We start from the raw sequence: 14868 nt of genomic DNA, 5'->3' as shown, positions 1-14868 counted from the left end.
CATGCACGCAACTGAGAGAAGAGAATCGATGATCTCCCAATCCATCTTCAAGGCATATGACATTCGTGGCGTGGTCGGCAAGACGCTCGACACCGACACCGCGCGCGGGATCGGCCGGGCATTCGGCAGCGAAGTGCGTGCGCAGGGCGGCGATGCTGTGGTCGTCGCGCGCGACGGCCGCCTGTCCGGGCCGGACCTCGTCGGCGCGCTGGCCGACGGCCTGCGTGCGGCGGGCGTCGACGTCGTCGACGTCGGCATGGTGCCCACGCCGGTCGGCTATTTCGCGGCGAACGTCCCGCTCGCGCTGAAGGGCGGCGAGCGCCGCGTCGATTCGTGCATCGTCGTCACGGGCAGCCACAACCCGCCCGACTACAACGGCTTCAAGATGGTGCTGCGCGGCGCCGCGATCTACGGCGAGCAGATCCAGGCGCTGTATCAGCGCATCGTCGACGAGCGTTTCGAGACGGGCAGCGGCTCGTACGAACAGTTCGACGTGGCCGATCAATACATCGCGCGCATCGTCGGCGACATCAAGCCGGCCCGCCCGATGAAGCTCGTCGTCGACGCCGGCAACGGCGTGGCCGGCCCGCTCGCGACGCGCCTGTTCAAGGCGCTCGGCTGCGAGCTCGTCGAACGCTTCACCGACATCGACGGCACGTTCCCGAACCATCACCCGGATCCCGCCCACCCGGAAAACCTGCAGGACGTGATCCAGGCGCTGAAGGACACCGACGCCGAGATCGGCTTCGCGTTCGACGGCGACGGCGACCGCCTCGGCGTCGTCACGAAGGACGGCCAGATCATCTATCCGGACCGCCAGCTGATGCTGTTCGCGGAAGAAGTGCTGTCGCGCAACCCGGGCGCGCAGATCATCTATGACGTGAAGTGCACGCGCCACCTCGCGCAGTGGATCAAGTCGAAGGGCGGCGAGCCGCTGATGTGGAAGACGGGCCACTCGCTCGTGAAGGCGAAGCTGCGCGAGACGGGTGCGCCGCTCGCCGGCGAAATGAGCGGCCACGTGTTCTTCAAGGATCGCTGGTACGGCTTCGACGACGGTCTCTACACGGGCGCGCGCCTGCTCGAGATCCTCACGAAGACGGCCGATCCGAGCGCGCTGCTGAACGGGCTGCCGGACGCGATGAGCACGCCCGAACTGCAGCTGTGGCTCGACGAAGGCGAGAACTTCCGCCTGATCGACAAGCTGCAGAAAGAGGCGAAGTTCGACGGCGCCGAGGAAGTCGTGACGATCGACGGCCTGCGTGTCGAGTATCCGGACGGCTTCGGCCTCGCGCGTTCGTCGAACACGACGCCGGTCGTCGTGATGCGTTTCGAGTCGGAGACGCAGGAAGGGCTCAAGCGCATCCAGGAGGACTTCCGCCGCGTGCTGACGGCCGCGAAGCCGGACGTCAAGCTGCCGTTCTGAGCGTCGGCGGCCTGCGGGCCGCCACCGGCGCGACGGTGAGTCCGATCGTCGCGCCATCCCCGAAAAGCGGCGCACGCCAAGGGCGTGCGGCCGCTTTTTGTCTTTGTGACGCCCCGGGCGCGATAAAATCCCCCCTTTATGCTTGTCGCCGGCTGCCTGCCGGCGTTTTTTCAGCGTGCAAAAGATCCTGATCGTGCGCGTGTCGTCGCTGGGCGACGTCGTGCACAACATGCCGGTGATCGCCGATATCCGGCGCCGCCACCCCGATGCGCAGATCGACTGGCTCGTCGAGGAAAGCTTCGTCGACCTGGTCAAGCTCGTCGACGGCGTGCGCAACGTGCTGCCGTTCTCGCTGCGCCGCTGGCGCAAGAAGCCGTTCTCGGGCGCCACGTGGCGCGAGATCCGCGCGTTCCGCCAGCGCCTCGCGGCCGAGCAGTACGACCTCGTGATCGACTGCCAGGGCCTCATCAAGACGGCCTGGGTCGCCAGTTGGGCGCGCGGCCCGCTCGTCGGGCTCGGCAACCGCACCGACGGCGCCGGCTACGAGTGGCCCGTGCGCTTCTTCTATCGCAAGCGCGTGCCGATCGCGCCGCGCACGCACGTCGTCGAACGCTCACGGCGACTCGTCGCGGCCGCGCTGGGCGACCCGGCGCCGACGCCGGCCGATCCGGTCGACTTCGGCCTCGATACGCGCGCGGCGGCGCTCGCGGTGGCCGCGCTGGGGCTGAACCTGCCGGTGCCGTACGTGGTGTTCGTCCATGCGACGTCGCGTGCCGACAAGCAGTGGCCGGACGCCGCGTGGATCGAGCTCGGCCAGGCCCTCGTGCGGCGCGGCGCGTCGCTCGTGCTGCCGTGGGGCAACGATGCGGAGCGCGCGACCAGCGAGCGCCTCGCGAAAGAGTTCGGCGCGGCGGCGATCGTACCGCCGCGGCTGTCGCTGCCGGCCGTGGTCGGGCTGATCGACGGCGCGGCCGCCACCGTCGGGGTTGATACAGGTCTGGTTCACATCGCGGCCGCGCTGAAGCGTCCGACGGTCGAACTGTACAATTTCGCGACGGCCTGGCGGACCGGCGGCTACTGGTCGCCGAACGTCGTCAATCTCGGCACGGCGGGGCAGCCCCCGTCGATCGCGCAGGTGAAGTCGGCGCTCGCGGGCTTCGGTCTCCTGTAACGCAGTCACACGCGCGAACCCACGCGAACCGAACATGAGCGAATCCCAGATCATCGAAGTCCCGTCCGCCGACTGGAGCGGACACAACCTGTCGGCGCCGCGCGAGCAACTGCTGGCCGCCGTCGAGGAAGGCAAGGTGCTGTATTTCCCGCACCTGCGTTTCGTGATCGAAGGCGGCGAGGAAGCGCTGCTCGATCCGGCGCTCGCCGACCCGAAACGCAAGAACATCAGCCTCGCGCCGAACGGCGGCGCGCTCGCCGGCGTGCTCGGCGACAGCGTCACGCAGTCGGCGGTGCGCGCGCTCGTCGCGCGCTTCCAGCAGCAGGCGGGCACGCTCGTGGACGGCCTCTTTCCCGAATACCGCGGCAAGCTGCGCGTCGCGCCGACGAGCCTGCGGCTGATGCAGGTCGAGACGCGCCAGACATCCTGGCGCAAGGACGACAGCCGGCTGCACGTCGACGCGTTCCCGTCGCGGCCCAACTACGGCGAGCGCATCCTGCGCGTGTTCACGAACGTGAACCCGGCCGGCGTGCCGCGCGTGTGGCGCGTCGGCGAGCCGTTCGAGGACGTCGCGAAGCGCTTCCTGCCGCACATCAAGCCGCAGCTGCCGGGCGCCGCATGGCTGCTGAACCTGCTGCACGTGACGAAATCGCCGCGCAGCGCGTACGACCACCTGATGCTGAACCTGCACGACAGCATGAAGGCCGATCTCGACTACCAGAAGACGGCTCCGCAGGAGACGATGCCGTTTCCGCCGGGCTGCGTGTGGATATGTTTCTCCGATCAGACTTCGCACGCTGTGATGTCCGGCCAGTTCATGCTCGAGCAGACCTTCTTCCTGCCGGTCGACGCGATGGTGCGCCGCGAATGCGCGCCGCTCGGCATCCTCGAACGCCTGAAGGGCAGGGCGCTGGTTTGAGCGCGCATTTTCGTCGAAGCAAGACAAGGGACGCGGCATGCTGAGGGTGATCTATCGCGCGCTGTGGTGGCTCGTCGCCCCGATCGCCGTCATCCGGCTATACGTGCGCTCGCGCAAGGAGCGCGGCTATCGCGAACACATCGGCGAACGCTTCGGCCACGTGGCCGGCCGCTCGCGCGACGACCGTGCGCCGCTGATCTGGGTGCACGCGGTATCGGTCGGCGAGACGCGCGCGGCGCAGCCGCTGATCGACGCGCTGATGCACGCCCGGCCCGACGCGCGGATCCTGCTCACGCACATGACGCCGAGCGGCCGCGCGACCGGCGAACAGATCTTCGGCGATCGCGTGCTGCGCTGCTACCTGCCGTACGACATGCCCGGCGCGGTGCGGCGTTTCCTGCGCGCGTGGCGGCCGACGCTCGGCCTCGTGATGGAAACCGAGGTGTGGCCGACGCTGATCGACGAGTGCCGCCGGGCCGACGTGCCGCTGGTGCTGACCAATGCGCGCATGTCCGCGCGTTCGTTCCGGCGGGCATCGAAGTTCGGCGCGGCGACGCACGACGTGTTCGGCGGCTTCTCGCGCGTGCTCGCGCAGAGCCCGGCCGATGCGGAGCGGCTGACGTCGCTCGGCGCACGCAACGTGACCGTGCTCGGCAACCTGAAGTTCGACATGACGACGCCCCCGGAACTCGCGGCGCGCGGCCATGCATGGCGCGACGCGATCGGCACGCGGCCCGTGTGGGTGGCCGCGAGCACGCGCGAGAACGAGGAAGCGCTGGTGCTCGACGCATTCGCGGCGATGCGCACGCCCGGCGCGCTGCTGGTGCTCGTGCCGCGTCATCCGCAGCGTTTCGCCGAGGTCGAGGCGCTCGTCGAGCGCAGCGGGCTCAAGTGCGTGCGACGCTCGGTGTGGGCGGCAGACAAGGCCGCGCTCGCGTCTGGCCGGCCTGCTGCCGAGCCGCTGCCGGATGACGTGACGGTGCTGCTCGGCGATTCGATGGGCGAGCTCGGTGCGTATTACGCGGCGGCCGACATCGCGTTCATCGGCGGCAGCCTGCTGCCGCTCGGCGGCCAGAACCTGATCGAAGCGTGCGCGGTCGGCGTGCCGGTGCTGATCGGCAAGCACGTGTTCAACTTCACGCAGGCGACCGCCGACGCGGTCGCGGCCGGCGCGGCGCTGCAGGTCGAGGATCCGCTCGATCTCGCGCGCGTGCTCGACGCGCTGTTCGCCGACAAGGCGCGACGCATCGCGATGGGCGCGGCTGGCGCCGCGTTCGCAGCGCGGCACCGCGGCGCGACCGCGCGCACGGTCGACGTGCTCGCGGCGCTGTTGCCGCCCGCCGAACGCGGCGTGCGCGCGCTGCAGGACGCGCAGGATCCTTCCGACGACTAGACGAAGGCGGCGCAATGCCGCCGGAAGTGCGCGTGGCGGCACCGTGAGGCGCCGCCACGTCGCTCAGACCGTCAGCAAACCCTTCTTCTCGATGAACGCGATCACGTCCGCGACGCCTTCGAGCGCCTTCAGGTTCGTCATCACGTAAGGCCGCTCGCCGCGCATCTTCTTCGTGTCGGACGCCATCACGTCGAGGTTCGCACCGACCAGCGGCGCGAGATCCGTCTTGTTGATCACGAGCAGGTCGGACTTCGTGATGCCGGGGCCGCCCTTGCGCGGAATCTTCTCGCCGCCCGCGACGTCGATCACGTAGATCGTCAGGTCCGACAGCTCGGGACTGAAGGTCGCCGCGAGATTGTCGCCGCCGGATTCGATGAACACGATGTCGGCGTCGGGGAAGCGCGACAGCATCCGGTCGACGGCCTCGAGGTTGATCGATGCGTCCTCGCGGATCGCCGTGTGCGGGCAGCCGCCCGTCTCGACGCCCATGATGCGTTCCTCGGGCAGCGCGCCCGCGACCGTCAGCAGCCGCTGGTCTTCCTTCGTATAGATGTCGTTGGTGATCGCGACGAGGTCGTATGTGTCGCGCATCGCCTTGCACAGCATTTCGAGCAGCGTGGTCTTGCCGGAGCCGACGGGGCCGCCGATGCCGACGCGCAGCGGCGGCAGTTTCTTCGTGCGGCGGGCGGAGGAGGGAGCAGGTGCGTTCATGGCGGGTAGCGTCGGGTTCAGGAGCGGAACAACCGCGAATACTGGGTTTCGTGCCGCGCGGACAGGATGCCGAGCTGCGGCGCGAACGTGTTGACGGCGTCGGGCGGCGTCGCGAGCGCGCGGCGCACGGCCGCGTCGATCGCGCCGCGCAGCGCGACGATGATGCGTTGCCCGGCGAGCTGGCCGAGCGGCACGGCCTTCAGCGCGGCGGACGTCTGGTTCTCGACCCAGCCGAATGCGTAAGCGGCGAGCACGGCATCGGCGCTCGCGTCGTGCGCGGCGGCCGCGTACGCGAATGCGGTGGGCAGCGCGATCGGTGTGATCGATGCGAGCGTCGCGCGGCGCGCGGCGTCGCCCCATTCGAGCGACGCGCAGAGCTGTGCGAGCGACCAGCCCATCTGTTCGGTCTCGCGACGCAGTTCCGCCGATTCGCGGCTCGCGATGAACCACGCATTCTCGGCGGCGAGCGCCGGCGCGTCGTGCGCGTGCCAGCGCGCGAGCTGGTGCGCGAGGAACGGCAGCTCGCCGTGCGCGAGCACGTCGGTCAGGCCGCTCGCGATCCAGTCGCGCGCGGTATCGGCGTCGTGGATCAGGTTCGCGTCGAGCGCCGCTTCGAGCCCCTGCGAATAGCTGAACGCGCCGATCGGCAGCGCCGGCGACGCAAGGTGCAGCAGCGCGACGAGTTCAGTGGTGGTCATGGCCGTGGCCGTGCGTGCATCCGGGACCATGCTGATGATCGTGATCGTGATCGTGATCGTGATCGTGCGAATGCGAGTGGCCGTGATGCTCGCCGAACACCTGCTGCGCGAGTGCGTAATCCTCGGCGAACGTCGCATCGTGCCCGTGCTTGTGGCCGCCGCCGTACGCGCCGGCTTCCGGCTGGAACGGTGCAAGGGTCTCCTCGACCTGCGTGCCGAGCCGGCGCAGCATGTCCGCGAGCACCGGGTCGGCCTCGAGCTTCAGGTAGCCGTCGCCGATCTCGACCGGTGTGTGACGGTTGCCGAGGTGGTACGCGGCGCGCATCAGCGTGAGCGGGTCGGCCGCGCGCACGCGCAGCACGGTCTCGGGCGCCGCGGCAATGCGCACGAGCGCGCCGTCGTCGGCGACGAGCACGTCGCCGTCGCGCAGGATCGTGCCGCGCGGCAGCAGGACCGCGACGTCCTCGCCGGTGTCGAGCGTCGCCGCGAGGCGGCTCTTGCAGCGGGCGTCGTAGGCGAGCGTGAGCGTCGGCGCGCGCGCGACGAGCGACGCGGCGAGTTTCACGTTCGGGGCAATGCGTTTGTCGAGGGTGCGCATGAATCGAAAAACCGGCAATCGGATCAGAACAGGAAATAGCGCTGCGCCATCGGCAGCACCGTGGCCGGCTCGCAGGTGAGCAACTGGCCGTCGGCGATCACGTCGTAGGTTTCGGGGTCGACGCTGATCGACGGGCGCCATGCGTTGTGGATCATGTCGGCCTTCGTCACGTTGCGGCAGTTGCGCACCGGCACGATCCGCTTCGCGAGTCCGTAGCGTTCCGCGATGCCCGCATCGGCGGCCATCTGCGACACGAAGGTCAGCGACGTGCGTGCGAGCGCACCGCCGCGGGTGGCGAACATCTCGCGATAGTGGACCGGCTGCGGCGTGGGAATCGACGCGTTCGGGTCGCCCATCTGCGCCATCGCGATCATCCCGCCCTTCAGGATCATCGACGGCTTGATCCCGAAGAACGCGGGCTCCCACAGCACGAGGTCGGCCCACTTGCCCGGCTCGATCGAGCCAACTTCATGCGCGATGCCGTGCGTGAGCGCCGGGTTGATCGTGTACTTCGCGACGTAGCGCTTCGCGCGGAAGTTGTCGTTGCGCGTGCTGTCTTCCGGCAGCGCGCCACGCTGCACCTTCATCTTGTGCGCGGTCTGCCAGGTGCGGATGATCACCTCGCCGACGCGGCCCATCGCCTGCGAATCGGACGACAGCATCGACAGCGCGCCGAGATCATGCAGGATGTCCTCGGCCGCGATCGTCTCGCGGCGGATCCGCGATTCGGCGAACGCGAGATCCTCGGCGATCGACGGATCGAGGTGATGGCACACCATCAGCATGTCGAGATGCTCGTCGAGCGTGTTGATCGTGTACGGGCGCGTCGGGTTGGTCGACGACGGCAGCACGTTCGACTCGCCGCACACCTTCAGGATGTCGGGCGCATGGCCGCCGCCCGCGCCTTCGGTGTGGTACGTATGGATCGTGCGGCCCTTGAACGCGGCGACCGTCGATTCGACGAAGCCGCCTTCGTTCAGCGTGTCGGTGTGGATCGCGACCTGCGTGTCGGTGTCGTCGGCGACGGAAAGACAGTTGTCGATCGCGGCAGGCGTCGTGCCCCAGTCCTCGTGCAGCTTCAGCCCGATCGCGCCGGCCGCGATCTGCTCGACGAGCGGCTGCGGCAGGCTCGCGTTGCCCTTGCCGAGAAAGCCCAGGTTGATCGGCCAGCCGTCGGCGGCCTGCAGCATCCGCTCCATGTGCCACGGGCCCGGCGTGCAGGTCGTCGCGTTGGTGCCGGTGGCCGGCCCCGTGCCGCCGCCGAGCATCGTCGTGACGCCCGACGCGAGCGCCTCGTCGATCTGCTGCGGGCTGATGAAGTGGATGTGCGTGTCGATGCCGCCGGCCGTCACGATCAGCCCTTCGCCGGCGATCACTTCGGTCGCGGCGCCGATCGCGATCGTCACGCCCGGCTGGATGTCCGGGTTGCCGGCCTTGCCGATCGCGGCGATGCGGCCGTGCTTGATCGCGATGTCGGCCTTCACGATGCCCCAGTGATCGAGGATCACAGCGTTCGTGATGATCGTGTCGGGCACGTCGGCGGCCACGCGCTGCGACTGGCCCATCCCGTCGCGGATCACCTTCCCGCCGCCGAATTTCACTTCCTCGCCGTAGGTCGTGTAATCGCGTTCGATCTCGATCAGCAGCTCGGTATCGGCGAGCCGGACGCGGTCGCCCGTCGTCGGCCCGAACATTTCCGCGTACGCGCGGCGGCTCAAGCGTAGTGTCATGGTGCTGTTCCTGAAGAGCGGGGCGCGGCTTACAGCGGCCCCATCACCTTGCCCTGAAAACCGTAGACGGCGCGATCGCCCGCGAGCGCGACCAGTTCGACGGTGCGTGTCTGGCCCGGCTCGAAGCGCACGGCGGTGCCGGCCGCGATGTTCAGGCGAAAGCCGCGCGCGGCCGCGCGATCGAACGACAGTGCGTCGTTGACTTCGAAGAAGTGGTAGTGCGAGCCGACCTGCACCGGGCGGTCGCCGGTGTTCGCGACGACGAGCGCGAGCGTCGCGCGGCCTGCGTTCAGTTCGTGTTCGCCGTCGTCGGTGAGGATTTCGCCGGGGATCATGCGGGGCCTCACGGAATCGGGTGATGGACGGTCACGAGCTTCGTGCCGTCGGGGAAGGTCGCCTCGACCTGGATGTCGGGAATCATCTCCGGCACGCCGTCCATCACGTCGTCGCGCGTGAGCAGCGTCGTGCCGTAGTGCATCACTTCGGCGACCGTCTTGCCGTCGCGCGCGGCTTCCATCAGCGCGGCGGTGATGAAGGCGACCGCCTCCGGATAGTTGAGCTTCAGGCCGCGTGCGCGACGGCGTTCGGCCAGCAGCGCCGCCGTGAAGATCAGCAGCTTGTCCTTCTCGCGGGGAGTCAGTTTCATGAAGGCAAACGTTCAGGAAAACGTAATTTTTATCGGTGCGCGTGCAACGGGGCGAACGCGCGGTTCATCGTAGCACCGCGCTGTTTTGCGTGCGTCGTGTATCGGTTATGTAAGGAGCAAGGCGCGTGCCATGTGCATGGAACGCAGCGCGCTGCGCAATCGTGGTGCGCGATGCATGGGCAGCGTGCAGCGCTCGCCGCGGCATTGCGCCGAAACGGTGCGTGGCGCGGCCGCGCTCAGGTTTGCCAGAGGCGCAGCGGCCGTGCGTCGACGCCGTGCACGATCGGCCGCAGATGCAGCCAGCACTCGGTGAAGTGCCGTTGCAGCGCTTCCATCGACGTCGACAGCGCGCGGATCAGCACGACGCCTGGCGTCACGCAGGTCGCGCCCGCGCGTAGCGTGCCGTCGAACGGCATCCGCGCGGCGAGCGATTCGGCGAGCGCGGCGTCGCACGCGGCGCCGGCGGCCCACAGCGTGCCGTATGCGAAAAAGCCGGCGAGACCCTGCAGCGCGCCGCGCAGCGGGTCGTGCGCATCGAGCAGCGCGCGTTCGGCCCACAGCGGCCGGCCGTCGGCAGCGACGAGCGCCGAAGTCGACGCGATGCGGCCCGCCGACCAGGTTTCGCCGGCCGCCTGCCGGCCGAGCTGCGTTGCGTCCCAGCCGATCGCGCTGGCGCCCGCGCCGAGCTTGACCGTGAAATCGAGCGAAGCATGCGCCGCGTCGAAGAACAGGTTGTTCTGCGGCAGCCAGTCGAGCTTCGCGTGCTTCCCGACCGTGATGCCGATGCGCTGTGTCGCGTCCAGCCCGTTCGACTTGTACCACTTGGTCGCGCCGGGCGTGGTCAGCACCGCGTGCGTGCCGTCGCCGAGCGTGATGTCGATGTCGAGCCGGTCGCCGCCCGCGACGCCGCCCGGCGGGTGGACGATCACCGCGTGGCAGATCGCATCGCCTTCCGGATACAGCGGCCGCTGCACGCGCAGCGGGCCGTCGTGCAGCCGGTGCGCGAGCGTCGTGCGCGCGCCGTGCCGCTCGAAGCCGAGTTCGAGGCGGCCGCGCCACGACTTGGCGACGGCGGGGCGGGACAGCGGGGCGTGGGAATCGGGGGCGGACATCGGTGGGAAACAGGGGACGGGCGCGGGGAACGAGGATGCTACCGCAACAATAATGCAGATGCCGCGCGCCGTGAAAGCGCCAGATTCGGCAGAGCCGCGAATCCGCTCTGTGCGCGCCCGGGGAAGTGGTATGGAAATGACGCCACGTTGCTGGCGCCGCTACACCTGGTTTGTCGGCGTGGTGTCGGTCACCGCGTCAGCCGGCGCATGATCCTGGTCGGACACGCGTTGAGTGTTTGCGGAAAATAGCGACTCCATTTGGTGTTCCGCAAATAATCAACGCAAGGATCGCGAGGGTCGGAATCTCCGCACGTCACACCGCGATCAGCTCGCGCACGCCGTTCGCTTCCATCTCGTGCGCGTCGCCGCCCGCGACGATCTCGCCGCGGCTCATCACCCAGTAGCGGTCGGCGATCGATTGGGCGAAGTCGTAATACTGTTCGACGAGCAGCACGGTCATCTTCGATTCGTCGACGAGCTGGCGCAGCGTGCGGCCGATGTCCTGGATGATCGACGGCTGGATGCCTTCGGTCGGCTCGTCGAGGATCAGCAACTGCGGCTCGCTCATCAGCGCGCGGCCGATCGCGAGCTGTTGCTGCTGGCCGCCCGACAGGTCGCCGCCGCGTCGCGCGCGCATGTCCTTCAGCACCGGGAACAGGTCGTAGATGCGGTCGGGCACCTTCGACGGCGCCTTGCGGCTCGCCGCGCCGACGAGCAGGTTCTCCTCGACGGTCAGCCGCGGAAAGATGTCGCGGCCCTGCGGCACGTAGGCGAGCCCGGCCGCGACGCGCGCATACGGCGGCATCGCGCCGAGCGCCGTGCCGCGCCACGACACGCTGCCGCTCTTCGCGGCGACGACGCCCATCAGGCAGCGCAGCAGCGTGCTCTTGCCGACCCCGTTGCGGCCGAGCAGCACGGTGAGCTTGCCGTCGTCGGCGGCGAGGCTCACGTTGCGCAGGATATGGCTGCCGCCGTAGTACTGGTTCAGTGCATCGATCTTCAGCATCGCATCATCGTCCAAGGTAAGACTCGATCACCGCATCGTCGCGCTTGACCTGGTCGAGGGTGCCTTGCGCGAGCACCGCGCCTTCGGCCATCACCGTCACGCGGCCGGTGTCGCCCGCGAGCGCCGCGACGAATTCCATGTCGTGCTCGACGACCATCATCGAGCAGGTGCCGCGCAGCGTGTTCAGCAGCTCGGCGAGTTCCATCGTCTCGTGGTCGGTCATCCCGGCCGCCGGCTCGTCGAGCAGCAGCAGCGCGGGGCGCTGCATCAGCAGCATGCCGATCTCGAGCCGCTGCTTCTGCCCGTGCGACAGCTCGCCGGCCGCGCGAAAGGCCTGGCTTTCGAGGCCGATCAGCGCGAGCGTCTCCTCGATCTTCGCCTGCGCGGTGCGATCGAGCTTTGCACGCAGCGACGCGAGCCAGCCCTTGTCGGTCTGCATCGCGAGCTCGAGGTTCTCCCACACCGGATGCTGTTCGAACACGGTCGGCTTCTGGAACTTGCGGCCGATGCCCGCGCGTGCGATCTCGGGCTCGTTCATCCGCGCGAGGTCGATCGTCTGGCCGAGAAACACCTTGCCCGCATCGGGGCGCGTCTTGCCGGTGATCACGTCCATCATCGTCGTCTTGCCCGCGCCGTTCGGGCCGATCACGCAGCGCAGCTCGCCCGCGTCGATCGCGAGCGACAGCTTCTTCAGCGCGCGGAAGCCGTCGAAGCTCACCTCGATATCCTCGAGGTAGAGGATCGTGCCGTGCGACGTGTCGATGCCGGGCGGCACCACGCGCCCCATCGACGCGGTGCCGCTGACGGCCCGCCCTTCGTCCTCGGGCGGCGGCGTGAATTGGTAGAGGGCCGTTCCGTTCATGCGCGTTTCCCCTTCGCCAGCACGGTTTCGACGAGGCCCATGATCCCGCGCGGCAGCAGCAGCGGCACGAGCACGAAGATCAGGCCGAGGAAGAACAGCCAGTATTCGGCGAAGTACGCGGTAAACAGGCTCTTCGCGCCGTTCACCGCGAACGCGCCGACGATCGGCCCGATCAGCGTGCCGCGTCCGCCCACCGCGACCCAGATCGCCATCTCGATCGAGTTGCCGGGCGACATCTCGCCGGGGTTGATGATGCCGACCTGCGGCACGTACAGCGCGCCCGCGATGCCGCACAGCACGGCCGACACGGTCCACACGAACAGCTTGTACGCGAGCGGGCTGTAGCCGAGGAACATCAGCCGCGTCTCGCCGTCGCGCACCGCGGTGACGACGCGCCCGAGCTTGCTGGTGACGATCGCGCGCGCGGCGATGAACGCGAGCACGAGCGTCGCGAACGTCAGCAGCAACAGCACCGTGCGCGTGCCGGGCGACGTGATCGCGAAGCCCGCGATGCGCTTGAAGTCGGTGAAGCCGTTGTTGCCGCCGAAGCCGGTCTCGTTGCGATAGAACAGCAGCATCGCGGCGAACGTCATGGCCTGCGTGATGATCGACAGGTACACGCCCTTCACGCGCGAGCGGAACGTGAAGAAGCCGAACACCCACGCGAGCACGGCCGGCACGAGCACGACGAGCGCGAGCGCCCACGCGAGGTGCTGCGTACCGCTCCAGTACCACGGCAACTGGTGCCAGTCGAGGAACACCATGAAGTCGGGGAGGTCGCTGCCGTACTTGCCGTCGCGGCCGATCTCGCGCATCAGGGTCATGCCGATCGCATAGCCGCCGAGCGCGAAGAACAGCCCATGGCCGAGGCTCAGGATCCCGCAGTAGCCCCACACGAGATCGAGCGCGAGCGCGGCGATCGCGTAGCACATCAGCTTGCCGGTAAGCGTCATCGCGTACGCGGACAGATGGAACGCGCTCGACTCGGGCGCGACGAGCGCGGCGAGCGGCACGCCGATGCCGATCGCGACGCACAGCGCGATCAGCGCAAGCCACGCGCGCCGCGACAGCAGTGCGGGGCGGGGCGGCAGGCCGAGCGCGAAGCGCTCTTCCGCGCGTGCGGCGGCAGGCTTCGGCGCATCGGCAGCCGGGTTGGACAACGAGTGAGTGAATGAAGTCACGTCAAGCCTCCGCACTGCGGCCCTTCGGGGCAAACATGCCCTGCGGACGTTTCTGGATGAACAGCACGATCATCACGAGCACCGCGATCTTCGCGAGCACGGCGCCCCAGAACGGCTCGATCGCCTTGCTCGCGAGGCCGAGCCCGAAGCCGCCGAGCACGGTGCCGGCGATCTGCCCGACGCCGCCGAGCACGACCGCCATGAACGAATCGATGATGTAGTTCTGGCCGAGGTCGGGGCCCACGTTGCCGATCTGCGACAGCGCGCAGCCGCCGAGGCCCGCGATGCCCGCGCCGAACGCGAAGGCATACGCGTCGACGCGCGCGGTCTTCACGCCGACGCACGCGGCCATCCGGCGGTTCTGCGTGACGGCGCGCACGAACAGGCCGAGCCGCGTCTTCGTCAGCACGGCCCACGCGACGAAGACGACTGCGAGTGCGAACGCGAGGATCGCGAGCCGGTTGTACGGCAGGATCAGGTTCTGCATCACGGTCACGCCGCCGCTCATCCACGACGGGTTCACGACCTGCACGTTCTGCGCGCCGAACAGCATCCGTGTCGCCTGGATCAGGATCAGGCTCACGCCGAAGGTCGCGAGCAGCGTCTCGAGCGGGCGGCCGTACAGGTGTCGCAGCACGAGCCGTTCGAGCACGATGCCGACGAGCGCGGCCGTCACGAACGACACCGGCACCGCGACGAGCGGATACCAGTCGAACGCGCCGGGCGCGTAACGCTGGATCAGCGTCTGCACGACATAGGTTGCGTACGCACCGATCATCAGGAATTCGCCGTGCGCCATGTTGATCACGCCGATCAGCCCGTACGTGATCGCGAGGCCGAGTGCTGCGAGCAGCAGCACGCTGCCGAGCGACAGTCCCGCGAACAGCGTGCCGACGATCTCGCCGCGGCGCTGCAACGCGTGCAGCGTGTCGAGACCCTGCTGCGCGGCGTCGCGCACGCGCGCGTCGGGCTCCGCGTAGCTGCCGTCGGCGTTCTTCGCGACGAGCGGGCGCAACTGCTCGATCATGTCGAGATCGTGGCGCGCGGCCACCACCTGCACGGCTTCGAGGCGCTTCGCCGGATCGGCATCGTGCAGCGCGGCGATCGCCCACAAGGCGTCGAGGCGGCGCTTCAGCGCGGGATCGGTTTCCTTCGCCCGGGCGCGGTCGATCATCGGCTTGAGCGCCGGGTCGGGCGATTTCAGCAACGCATCGATCGCGTCGCGGCGCGCGGCGACGTCGGGCGACGCGAGCGCGAGCCCCGACAGCGCGCCCGCGATCTTCGTGCGCAGCAGGTTGTTCAGCATCACGGGCTGCGCGTCGCCGGCCGGCGTCGCGGCCTGCGTGAGCGCGTCGTGCGCGGTGTCGCCGGTCTGGATCAGCAGGCGGCCGTCGCCGGTGGCGAGCGCGTCGCCGGTC

Annotated in this window: 15 protein-coding genes; 4 read left to right on the top strand and 11 right to left on the bottom strand. The window is 68.9% G+C overall.

Translation table 11 applies throughout. The features are described 5' to 3' along the window. Positions 1–28: 28 nt before the first annotated feature. From G3N96_RS19250 to waaA, 4 genes are all read left to right on the top strand, one after another. Positions 29–1423 carry a phosphomannomutase/phosphoglucomutase gene (locus tag G3N96_RS19250; RefSeq protein ID WP_175044227.1) on the top strand — a complete coding sequence of 465 codons (1395 nt, stop codon included), beginning with the start codon at positions 29–31 and terminating at the stop codon, positions 1421–1423. 127 nt (positions 1424–1550) lie between these two features. Beyond that, entirely contained in the window at positions 1551–2594 is a 1044-nt protein-coding gene (waaC, locus tag G3N96_RS19245; protein WP_346778902.1) for a lipopolysaccharide heptosyltransferase I, read from the top strand. 34 nt (positions 2595–2628) lie between these two features. Next, positions 2629–3513 carry a Kdo hydroxylase family protein gene (locus G3N96_RS19240; RefSeq protein ID WP_206138145.1) on the top strand — a complete coding sequence of 295 codons (885 nt, stop codon included), beginning with the start codon at positions 2629–2631 and terminating at the stop codon, positions 3511–3513. Positions 3514–3550: 37 nt separating this feature from the next. After that, positions 3551–4906: a lipid IV(A) 3-deoxy-D-manno-octulosonic acid transferase gene (gene waaA, locus G3N96_RS19235; RefSeq protein WP_206138144.1), complete on the top strand. Its 1356-nt coding sequence runs from the start codon at positions 3551–3553 to the stop codon at positions 4904–4906. 63 nt (positions 4907–4969) lie between these two features. Here the strand turns inward: waaA and ureG are convergent, their stop codons facing one another. The 11 genes from ureG to urtB all read right to left on the bottom strand — a co-directional run. Continuing rightward, positions 4970–5617 carry an urease accessory protein UreG gene (gene ureG, locus G3N96_RS19230; protein WP_206138143.1) on the bottom strand — a complete coding sequence of 216 codons (648 nt, stop codon included), beginning with the start codon at positions 5615–5617 and terminating at the stop codon, positions 4970–4972. A 17-nt stretch (positions 5618–5634) separates the two neighbouring features. Then, positions 5635–6315 carry an urease accessory UreF family protein gene (locus tag G3N96_RS19225; protein WP_206138142.1) on the bottom strand — a complete coding sequence of 227 codons (681 nt, stop codon included), beginning with the start codon at positions 6313–6315 and terminating at the stop codon, positions 5635–5637. Continuing rightward, on the bottom strand, positions 6302–6913 hold the full coding sequence (gene ureE, locus G3N96_RS19220) for an urease accessory protein UreE (RefSeq protein WP_206138141.1): 612 nt from the start codon (positions 6911–6913) through the stop codon (positions 6302–6304). Before ureE ends, G3N96_RS19225 begins: the two co-directional genes overlap by 14 nt. A gap of 23 nt (positions 6914–6936) precedes the next feature. Next, positions 6937–8643, bottom strand: a complete 1707-nt coding sequence (gene ureC / locus G3N96_RS19215; RefSeq protein ID WP_206138140.1) for an urease subunit alpha — start codon at positions 8641–8643, stop codon at positions 6937–6939. A gap of 29 nt (positions 8644–8672) precedes the next feature. Beyond that, positions 8673–8978, bottom strand: a complete 306-nt coding sequence (locus G3N96_RS19210; RefSeq protein WP_021161917.1) for an urease subunit beta — start codon at positions 8976–8978, stop codon at positions 8673–8675. Positions 8979–8986: 8 nt separating this feature from the next. Next, entirely contained in the window at positions 8987–9289 is a 303-nt protein-coding gene (gene ureA, locus G3N96_RS19205; protein WP_006406310.1) for an urease subunit gamma, read from the bottom strand. Between the two features lie 236 nt (positions 9290–9525). Continuing rightward, positions 9526–10401, bottom strand: coding sequence for an urease accessory protein UreD (locus G3N96_RS19200; RefSeq protein ID WP_206138139.1), 876 nt, complete (start codon positions 10399–10401; stop codon positions 9526–9528). A 313-nt stretch (positions 10402–10714) separates the two neighbouring features. Further along, complete coding sequence (gene urtE, locus G3N96_RS19195) at positions 10715–11407, bottom strand: urea ABC transporter ATP-binding subunit UrtE (RefSeq protein ID WP_047851116.1); 693 nt, start codon at positions 11405–11407, stop codon at positions 10715–10717. 4 nt (positions 11408–11411) lie between these two features. Then, complete coding sequence (gene urtD, locus G3N96_RS19190; RefSeq protein WP_206138138.1) at positions 11412–12269, bottom strand: urea ABC transporter ATP-binding protein UrtD; 858 nt, start codon at positions 12267–12269, stop codon at positions 11412–11414. Beyond that, positions 12266–13450, bottom strand: a complete 1185-nt coding sequence (urtC, locus tag G3N96_RS19185; protein ID WP_206138137.1) for an urea ABC transporter permease subunit UrtC — start codon at positions 13448–13450, stop codon at positions 12266–12268. Before urtC ends, urtD begins: the two co-directional genes overlap by 4 nt. 1 nt (position 13451) lies before the next feature. Next, a partial coding sequence (urtB, locus tag G3N96_RS19180; RefSeq protein ID WP_206138136.1) for an urea ABC transporter permease subunit UrtB occupies positions 13452–14868 on the bottom strand: 1417 nt, incomplete at its 5' end.

It is taken from the genome of Burkholderia sp. Se-20373 (genome assembly GCF_017104705.1).
GTDB lineage: Bacteria > Pseudomonadota > Gammaproteobacteria > Burkholderiales > Burkholderiaceae > Burkholderia.
Note: the sequence above shows the minus strand (reverse complement) of the source record. Positions and strands in the feature narration are given on the sequence as shown.

Coding starts and splice junctions, on each gene's coding strand:
- G3N96_RS19250 (WP_175044227.1), top strand. CDS start 29: ATGATCTCCCAATCCATCTTCAAGGCATATGACATTCGTGGCGTGGTC.
- G3N96_RS19240 (WP_206138145.1), top strand. CDS start 2,629: ATGAGCGAATCCCAGATCATCGAAGTCCCGTCCGCCGACTGGAGCGGA.
- waaA (WP_206138144.1), top strand. CDS start 3,551: ATGCTGAGGGTGATCTATCGCGCGCTGTGGTGGCTCGTCGCCCCGATC.
- ureG (WP_206138143.1), bottom strand. CDS start 5,617: ATGAACGCACCTGCTCCCTCCTCCGCCCGCCGCACGAAGAAACTGCCG.
- G3N96_RS19225 (WP_206138142.1), bottom strand. CDS start 6,315: ATGACCACCACTGAACTCGTCGCGCTGCTGCACCTTGCGTCGCCGGCG.
- ureE (WP_206138141.1), bottom strand. CDS start 6,913: ATGCGCACCCTCGACAAACGCATTGCCCCGAACGTGAAACTCGCCGCG.
- ureC (WP_206138140.1), bottom strand. CDS start 8,643: ATGACACTACGCTTGAGCCGCCGCGCGTACGCGGAAATGTTCGGGCCG.
- G3N96_RS19210 (WP_021161917.1), bottom strand. CDS start 8,978: ATGATCCCCGGCGAAATCCTCACCGACGACGGCGAACACGAACTGAAC.
- ureA (WP_006406310.1), bottom strand. CDS start 9,289: ATGAAACTGACTCCCCGCGAGAAGGACAAGCTGCTGATCTTCACGGCG.
- G3N96_RS19200 (WP_206138139.1), bottom strand. CDS start 10,401: ATGTCCGCCCCCGATTCCCACGCCCCGCTGTCCCGCCCCGCCGTCGCC.
- urtE (WP_047851116.1), bottom strand. CDS start 11,407: ATGCTGAAGATCGATGCACTGAACCAGTACTACGGCGGCAGCCATATC.
- urtD (WP_206138138.1), bottom strand. CDS start 12,269: ATGAACGGAACGGCCCTCTACCAATTCACGCCGCCGCCCGAGGACGAA.